At 39.4% G+C, this 510-nt stretch carries 1 protein-coding gene; it reads left to right on the top strand.

From position 1 onward, the window contains the following. Positions 1-95: 95 nt before the first annotated feature. On the top strand, positions 96-510 hold a 415-nt coding region (locus tag R3X26_RS18900), incomplete at its 3' end, for a DUF5107 domain-containing protein (protein ID WP_317718863.1).

Genomic DNA, 510 nt, shown 5'->3' with positions numbered 1-510 from the left:
TTGTTTACTAAACAGCGTGATAAACCCGCAGTTCACCGCTTTGGAATAATATTATCATTATTGGCAATCATCACCATCAATTTCAGAAGGTCATCATGGCAAATAATGTAAGAGTGTGGATAGAAACCGTCACACTACCCACGTATCAAGTGGGTAAGGTTGATACTAATCCTATTTTTCTGGAAAAACGTGTTTATCAAGGTTCTTCTGGTTCTGTTTATCCGTATGGAGTCATTGATTCAATCGCTAATGAATGTGTGAATGAGGAATATAGAGCGGTTTTCCTTGAGAATGACTTTATTTATATCATGCTTCTTCCGGAACTTGGTGGGCGAATCCACAAAGCGTATGACAAAGTTCATGAGCGCGATTTTGTCTATTGTAACGATGTTATTAAACCTGCTTTGGTTGGACTTGTTGGTCCTTGGATTTCTGGAGGCATAGAATTCAATTGGCCTCAGCATCACAGACCGACAACCTATATGCCTGTTGACGTAAACGTTAAACAGT

It is taken from the genome of Vibrio sp. TH_r3 (assembly GCF_033101115.1).
Lineage (GTDB): Bacteria > Pseudomonadota > Gammaproteobacteria > Enterobacterales > Vibrionaceae > Vibrio.
Note: the sequence above shows the minus strand (reverse complement) of the source record. Positions and strands in the feature narration are given on the sequence as shown.